A 7,131-nucleotide genomic window follows, 5' to 3' on the forward strand; every position below is an offset into this window, starting at 1 on the left:
GCTCGTCTGACAGGACTTCGTACGCCTCCACTATCTTCATGAATTTTTGCCGCGACTCTTCCGAGTTCTTGTTCTTGTCCGGATGGTACTTCATGGCCAGGCTGCGGAACGACTTTTTTATCTCGTCCTGGGAGGCGCCCGGCTCGAGCCCGAGGGTCTCGTAATAGTTCGGCACGAAATAATGTGGTCAAAGCGCGTAAATAAACTTGCAACATACATAAGCAGGCAGGCGCAATGCTGCCTGCTTGGAGGACATCTATCTTTTCATCTTTTACGCAGTGACAGTCATCCCCACGCTGCTCTTTGTCAAAGAGACCAAAAAGCGCCTTTCTGACATCCGTCATGGCGCGAGGTCGCTCGTGTGGCTCCCGCTGACCATCGGTGGCCTGCTGGCGTACGTCGTCTTTGCAATGGACCTGCTCTCCAATGTCCCGGTCCTGAGCTGGTCGTGGCTCGGCTACAACATTGCACTTGGCCCCAGTGCGGACCAGGGGCTCTTTGGGGTCCTGCCCTTTGTCCCGATGCTCGTCTACATGCTCATCCACGTCAACTATATTGAGGAATTTTATTTCCGCAAGAACGCGCTGCTTACCGTGGCGTGGGCGCTTCTGCACGTCGCTATGGGCGTGCCGGTTCACGTCGCGCTCGCGCTCCTGCCGCTTGGCTTTCTCTACAAGTACATCTACAAAAAGCGCGGCATCAATCACGCCTATGCCCTGCACTTTGCGACCAACATGGCAGTCGTGGCAGTGTCGATAGGCTCTTACCTTATTATCCCCTAGCCCTCGGCCCTTTTCTTGAGCGCCTGGTTCATCTGCTCAAAGCCGGCCTTGATGTCTTCCATGCTCCCGCCAAAGAACGACGACAGAAGGCCGCCAAAGACTTCATTGTTGGCAAACCTGACGCGGTCGTTGTCGAGCTGCTCGATGGTAAAGATATGCTCGCCGCTCACGATGCCGGGGACCTTGCCGACCCACCTGAGCTCTTTTTCCGGCTCTGCCTTTGTGACGCGGGGATTGTAGGTCCTGTGCGCGCCTGCCGGTGTCCGCACGTCGATGGTTATTTTCGAGCCTTCCCTTGGCTCCCCCTGGGCGCGCGTGATAAAGGGGTTCCACTCGCTATAGCGTGAAAAATCAGAGATGACGTCCCAGACCTTCCGGGCGCTTGCGTTGATCTCGACTTCCGTCTGGACTTCTTTCAACCAGGCATCGTAAGGCCAAGAAGTTATTATTAATTTCGCGTCGCAAACTCGATCCTGATAGAGTCGCCATCGCGAAGGGGCAGGTCCAAAAAGCGCCCGTCGGTGTGCTCCTTGCCGTTTACAAAGACCTTGGTGTCGTACATGCCCAGATCCTGGCCTAGCCAGTTGTAGATAAAGTGGCCGAGCTTGAACTCATAAGGTTCCCTGTATGCCACGTGTATGACGCCCTCTTCAAGGGTGTGGACAGGCAGCGTGCAATCCCCTGTTATGCCAATGCCGGCCGGCACGAGCGCCGGCACGCCGTCTTCTGTCGCGCTCACCGGCACCGACAGCTGGTACGGCTGCGTGCCCGGGTCGCCTATGCACTGGTATATCGGGTCGTTTGCGCGCAAATAGTCGGTGACTGTCTTTGTGGCAACGCCGGCCCCGATAACGACCGCGGCAAGGACTGCCATCGACCAGATCAGGCGCCTCCTCTTCGCGGGACCCTCAAGAGGCTCTCCAAAGCCCATGGCTATTGGTGCCCGTCAAAAAGTTAAAAGTCTTTGGAACTAGCGGATAGTTGCCAGCAAATAGTTGGCAGACTCGATGAGGGATATGCCTGCAAGCAGTTTGGCAGGCGGGGTTGAAGTCATGTATATGAGCAGGCCGGGAACGGCTGCGCACACGATGATAGTTATGATAATCAGCCACACGGCCGTCATCTTTTCAGCCATTGAGTAAAATCACTTGCCATTGGTTATATAAGTTTTAAAATCACGCTTTGGGCGCCGACGCGTTCTTGGCCTGCGCCCTCAGCATCTCGATCTCTTCCTGCAGGTTTGTGTTCTCGTCTTCAAGCACCTTGACCGACGTTATCGCCTCGATGCTCTGGCTCCGGAGCTGCTGGAACTCCTTGACCAGCCTCTCGTAGGACTGCTTCAGCATCATGTCTGCCGCGGCTGACGGCGCCTGCGTGGGCCCTGCCGGCACGGCCGTCGCCTTGATGCGCGCGTTTTCGGCGCGCAGCGCTTCGGCGGCCCGGGATGCCGCAATAGCCTGCTCTTTCAGAGACGCGATCTCGGCACTGCCGGACTTTAGCTGCGACGCCAGCCGGGCGCCGTCTTCAATCAGCCTCTGCCTCTCGGCTGCAAACTTGTTCAGCTCTACCTTCAACTGGCTGACGACGGCGTCAGACGAGCTCGCCGGCCTCTCGACAAGCTCGGACAGCAGCGCGGGCATGGCGTCAGAGCTGACGTATGCATAAGAGCCAAAGTCAAGTGCGATGGCGCCCCTTGCCCTCAGGAAATCTTCGACCGGGGCTTCGAGGCTAAAAGAACTTGCGTTAAAGGTGTATAGTTTGCCGGGCATGGCCGTTCTTGCGACTATTACTAAAAAGAGAGCAGCGCAAAATTTGTTGACAATTTACTGGTAGTCGTGGAGGCGCCTGTCGCGGTGGTCCTTTACCTTGCCCTCAAGCTCTTTTTTGTGGCCCTTGGCGATGTGCTGGTTTGCGCACTGGTCGTGCATGACGCCGATGTCGCAAAATTCGCACGCAGTCACAAACTCGACCTTGCCAAACCCTTTTTTGCAAAAAGCGCAGGCGTCGGACCCCACGTCGCCGTCTGAAAGGGGCTTGAGCCACGGGTCTCGCCAGAGCAGTGCCATGCTGATGTGAGAAAGGGGTGCGTATGTAATATGCCTACTTGTCAAGCATCTCGTACATGCGCCTGTAAGAGGCCTGGAGGTCCTGCTGCTTTTGCAGTCCTGCCTTTGTCTTTTTCAGCCGGCCTTCCAGCTTGCCGCCGCGCGCCAGTCGTGTGAGTTCCTGCGCACTTGCCAGGTACTGCTTTATGTATCTGGCAGAATACGGGTTGTCCCGCAAGAGCGCCAGGATGAGTTCCGGCTCGTCTGTCATGACGCTTTCTGCAAGCATGGACTGGATGCCAAAGGTCGTGCCGCCGACTTCCTTTAGCGTCTGCAATTTTTCCCGCGACATCATGCCGGCAAACGCGACGTTGACAAAGTAAGTGAGCCCCAGCACTGCTGCAATCGCCCTGTCGTGCGTCCGGGCGTCCGGCAGCGGCTTTATCGCCATGTTTCCAAACAATCCCTGCGCTGTCTTCATTTCGAGCTGCACGTCGCGGACAGGCACCAGCAGCACCTTTAGCTGTTTTTTCTCGCTGGCGCCGGGCCCAAACATCGGGTGGATGCACAAAGTCTCGATGCCTAGAGGCACCTTCTTTAGAGCAGGAAAAGTCTTGCTCTTGACTGAAGATATCTCGGCAATGACTGACCCGGCCTTCATGCTGGCGCACTGGTGTATCAACCCCGGCGTGTGCCTGACAGGCACGCAAATCATCGCAAGGTCCGTGTCGCGCACGCACTCGACCACGCTCTTTGCCCGGGCAACCCCGGCGCTAAAGGGCTTGACGTCGTACGCCACGACGTCGTGGCCTCGGCCTGCAAAGTAGGACGCAAACCAGGAGCCCATCTTGCCCGCTGCGCCGATTATTGCTACTTTCATTTCAAGCCTGCCTGAGCACTTTTGCCATTACCGCAAGCCCCTTTTCCATCTCTTCTTTCGGCCTGCACGCGGAAATCCTCACAAACCTCTTGTACGAGTCGCCAAACCCGCTTCCCGGCGCAATCGCGACCCCTTTCTCAAGCAGTTTCTCGACGACTGCCATGTCCTCGCCGGCGGGCAACTCGGGGTAAACGTACATCGCCCCGTCCGGCTCGACGAACCGGAGCGACATCTCTTTTATCCTTGCAGAGACGAACTGCAGCCTCTTTTTCATCAGCTCCACATTTCCAGACGGGTCCTCGCCAAGAGCGGCTAGCGCGGCGTTCTGAATGGGCTCGGCGACGCTTGTTATGCCTGCCGCCTGCACCTTTGCCATCTTTTTTATAATGTCGGCCGGCGCGACGGCATAGCCGACTCTGAACCCGGTCATCGCGTACGTCTTTGAAAACGACGACACAACAATGCTCTTTTCATAGTCGTATGCAAGGGCGCTTTCAAACGGCCTGAACGAGTAGTCAGAATACACCTCGTCGCTCAGCAGGTAAAGGCCGTGCTCCCGGGCAAGTGCCATTATCTTGTCCATAGTTGCTTTGTCAAGGACCTTGCCAGTCGGGTTGTTTGGGTAGTTTATCGCAATCATCCTGGTGCACTCGGTTATCATGGACCCTAGCTCCTTTACATCAGGCGTCCACCCTTCCTCCAGCGTCGTGCGCAGCACGCTGGTCCGGGCACCGACAAAGTCCGCACACTCTTTGTATGCAGGCCACGCCGGCTCTATCGATATCAACTCCTCACCAGGCTTTACAAGCGACGCGATGGCCGAAAAGACCGCGAACCTGCCGCCCGGGGTCACTATGACCTGCTCTTCTGCGACCTTGCTCTTTTTCGCTATCGCCGACCGCAGCTGCGGGATGCCCCGGGTGTCTGTATAGTGGTATTTTTTTTGCCGGAACGACTCGACAAGTGCGCTGCCGGCGACGGCAGGTGCGGGATAGTCCGGCTCGCCCACCTCGAGATGGATTATCTTTATCCCGGACGCCTCCATCTGCTTTGCCTTTTGGAATATGCCAAGGTGCGTCATCTTTTGCGGCGCAGGGGGACGCTTTAGCCCCTGGATCGACTCTGACTCTTTTAGCAGGATGTTGAGCAAACGGAGTGCAAACTCGCCGCTCATGTCAGTCTCTTGCGCCTGCCTTGTCACCATCATGCGGATTTCGTTCTCAACTTTTTCGTCCCTGACGTCGATGCCTAGCCTGCCCTTGACCTCGCCGACCTGCCGGGCAAGCTCCATCCTCTGCTGCACTTTTTGCATGATGTCAGACGTGATACTCCGGATCTGGAGCCGGAGCGACTCTAGCTCGTCGTTTGTTGCGACCATCAGCTGCTGCCACCCTTGAGGACGGGCGGTATCAGCCCGCAGCGTATGGCGTGGTCCGCAAGCACCATCGAGACGACCGACTCGACTATCGGCGGAGCCCTCGGCACCACGCACGGGTCGTGCCTTCCCGGGACTACTAGATTTGCCTGCTCGCTCTTTGACACGTCGAGGGTCTCCTGCGTCTTTGCTATGGACGCGGCCGGCTTGAACGCCACCCGGATAACAAGCGGCATGCCGCTTGACAGGCCGCCCAGGATGCCTCCTGCGTTGTTTGTCCTTGTCGCTATTTTGCCGTCTTTCATATAGTAAAGGTCGTTATTTTCAGAGCCGCGCTTTTTAGATCCTTCAAAGCCGGAGCCAAACTCGACTGCCTTGACTGCAGGTATGCTGAAAAGCGCCTTGCTCAGGTCCGACTCGAGCGAGGCAAATATCGGCTCGCCGAGGCCTACGGGCAGGTTGCTGCTGATGCATTCGACGATGCCGCCAAGCGAGTCGCCGTCCCTTTTTGCCTGCAGGATGGCAGTGCGCATCCTTTCCGCCGCGTCCGGGTCGGGGCACCTGACATCGTTTGTATAGCGGGTTGCAATGTTGGCAGGCGTGATGTTGCCAGCCTTTATGCCGCCTATCTCCAATGTATATGCAACGGTATTGATGCCAAGCGTCTGCAGGACCAGCTTTTGCGCCAGCGCGCCGGACATGACAAGCGTCGCCGTTAGCCGGCCAGAGAACCTGCCGCTGCCCCGATAGTCGACAAAGCCGCCATACTTTACCCTCGCCGGATAGTCAGCGTGGCCGGGGCGGGGGATGTCCTTTATCGCCTCGTACGACCTGGAATCAGCGTCCTTGTTCCATATCGCCATGCAGATGGGCGCCCCCGTGGTAAAGCCGTTAAATACGCCTGACAGTATCTCTACCCTGTCTTCTTCCTTTCTCTGGGTGGTGACTGCGGACTGGCCCGGCTTGCGCAGGTCGAGCTGGGGCTGTATGTCTGATTCTGAAAGCGCGAGGCCTGCAGGGCACCCGTCCACCACCATCCCCACGCAGCGGCCGTGGCTCTCTCCAAAGCTCATGGCGACAAAGCGCTCGCCGATAATGTTGCCCCCCATTGACAGTGCGACTTGCTCGCCGTCTATATTTGGCTTTTTTGATTATTCCCTGTCCGGCATGGGCGAGAGCCTGGCCCCGAGCTCTTTCATGTCAGAGACAAAGTTGGGGTACGAGACGTCGACAGACTCGGCGCCTGCCACTATCGACCTTTCTGTCAGCATCGCGGCTATCGTAAACGCCATAAAGAGCCGGTGGTCGTTGTAGGCTTCAAGCGACGCGTTTTTCAGCTTTTTCGGCGCCGAGATGGTCAGGCCGTCGTGAAACTCGTCAACGTGCGCCCCGAGTTTGAGGAGCTCGCGGGCAATGTTGGCGACCCTGTCCGTCTCCTTGACGCGGGCGTGCGCGACGCCGGTCACCTTGACCGGAGACTTTGCCCTCAGCGCCAGTACAGAGACCACCGGCAGGAGGTCCGGTGTGTCGGAAAGGTCGAATTCGCCCCCTTCCAGTGCCTCGGCGCCCTGCACCACGACTTCGCCCTTTACCCAGTCAGCCTTGACCGCGCAGCCCATCTTGCTCATTATCTCTATTATCTGTGAGTCGCCCTGCGGCAGGTTGAAATTGAGCCCCTTTACCTTCAGCCGGTCGCCTGCCAGCGCGCCGGCCGACAGTATGAGCGCGGCGGTGGAAAAATCGCTTGGCACGTCGAACCGGGACGGCGCGTATATTGCATTGCGGATGTGGTATTCAAGCATGCCCGGCTCGTGGTCGACTTTGACTCCAAAGTTTTCCATCGTCGCCATCGTCGCCCTGACGTACGGCTTTGACACCAGGTCGCCCTTAATCTTTAGCGTAATCTCGGAATTGGCATAGATGCCGGCTATCAGCAGGCCAGAGATGAACTGGCTGGAGATGCTGCCGTCAATGAGCGCGCTCCCGCCTTTTATCCCGCCCCCCTTTACTATCAGCGGAGGCGTGCCGTTCATTTTTGCAGAGTAGGCC

Annotated in this window: 11 protein-coding genes; 1 reads left to right on the forward strand and 10 read right to left on the reverse strand. The window is 57.5% G+C overall.

Going from position 1 to position 7,131, the window contains the following annotated elements; genetic code table 11:
* Nucleotides 1-175 (reverse strand): DnaJ domain-containing protein (locus ACREAY_RS08465; protein WP_431755344.1); only part of this gene is annotated, 175 nt, incomplete at its 3' end.
* A gap of 70 nt (nucleotides 176-245) precedes the next feature.
* On the opposite strand from ACREAY_RS08465, the gene ACREAY_RS08470 reads away from it, so the two are divergent.
* Nucleotides 246-782 (forward strand): hypothetical protein, encoded by a 537-nt coding sequence (locus ACREAY_RS08470; protein WP_431755334.1) that lies wholly within the window; start codon nucleotides 246-248, stop codon nucleotides 780-782.
* Here the strand turns inward: ACREAY_RS08470 and ACREAY_RS08475 are convergent.
* The 9 genes from ACREAY_RS08475 to ACREAY_RS08515 all read right to left on the reverse strand — a co-directional run.
* Nucleotides 779-1,201, reverse strand: coding sequence for an SRPBCC family protein (locus tag ACREAY_RS08475; RefSeq protein ID WP_431755335.1), 423 nt, complete (start codon nucleotides 1,199-1,201; stop codon nucleotides 779-781). The genes ACREAY_RS08470 and ACREAY_RS08475 overlap by 4 nt on opposite strands.
* A gap of 29 nt (nucleotides 1,202-1,230) precedes the next feature.
* Nucleotides 1,231-1,713, reverse strand: a complete 483-nt coding sequence (locus ACREAY_RS08480; protein ID WP_431755336.1) for a hypothetical protein — start codon at nucleotides 1,711-1,713, stop codon at nucleotides 1,231-1,233.
* 39 nt (nucleotides 1,714-1,752) lie between these two features.
* Entirely contained in the window at nucleotides 1,753-1,917 is a 165-nt protein-coding gene (locus ACREAY_RS08485) for a hypothetical protein (protein WP_431755337.1), read from the reverse strand.
* Nucleotides 1,918-1,957: 40 nt separating this feature from the next.
* Nucleotides 1,958-2,551: a hypothetical protein gene (locus ACREAY_RS08490; protein ID WP_431755338.1), complete on the reverse strand. Its 594-nt coding sequence runs from the start codon at nucleotides 2,549-2,551 to the stop codon at nucleotides 1,958-1,960.
* Between the two features lie 54 nt (nucleotides 2,552-2,605).
* Nucleotides 2,606-2,848 carry a hypothetical protein gene (locus ACREAY_RS08495; RefSeq protein WP_431755339.1) on the reverse strand — a complete coding sequence of 81 codons (243 nt, stop codon included), beginning with the start codon at nucleotides 2,846-2,848 and terminating at the stop codon, nucleotides 2,606-2,608.
* Nucleotides 2,849-2,882: 34 nt separating this feature from the next.
* The gene (locus ACREAY_RS08500) at nucleotides 2,883-3,707 is read right to left on the reverse strand and encodes a prephenate dehydrogenase/arogenate dehydrogenase family protein (protein WP_431755340.1); all 825 of its coding nucleotides are present in this window, start codon (nucleotides 3,705-3,707) and stop codon (nucleotides 2,883-2,885) included.
* A gap of 1 nt (nucleotide 3,708) precedes the next feature.
* A complete protein-coding gene (locus ACREAY_RS08505) occupies nucleotides 3,709-5,085 on the reverse strand; it encodes an aminotransferase class I/II-fold pyridoxal phosphate-dependent enzyme (RefSeq protein WP_431755341.1) in 1,377 nt (458 codons plus the stop codon).
* Nucleotides 5,085-6,191: a chorismate synthase gene (aroC, locus tag ACREAY_RS08510; protein WP_431755342.1), complete on the reverse strand. Its 1,107-nt coding sequence runs from the start codon at nucleotides 6,189-6,191 to the stop codon at nucleotides 5,085-5,087. Before aroC ends, ACREAY_RS08505 begins: the two co-directional genes overlap by 1 nt.
* 42 nt (nucleotides 6,192-6,233) lie before the next feature.
* Nucleotides 6,234-7,131, reverse strand: an 898-nt coding sequence (locus ACREAY_RS08515; RefSeq protein WP_431755343.1) for a 3-phosphoshikimate 1-carboxyvinyltransferase, incomplete at its 5' end; no start/stop codon positions are given.

The organism is Nitrososphaera sp. (assembly GCF_050748925.1).
GTDB lineage: Archaea > Thermoproteota > Nitrososphaeria > Nitrososphaerales > Nitrososphaeraceae > Nitrososphaera.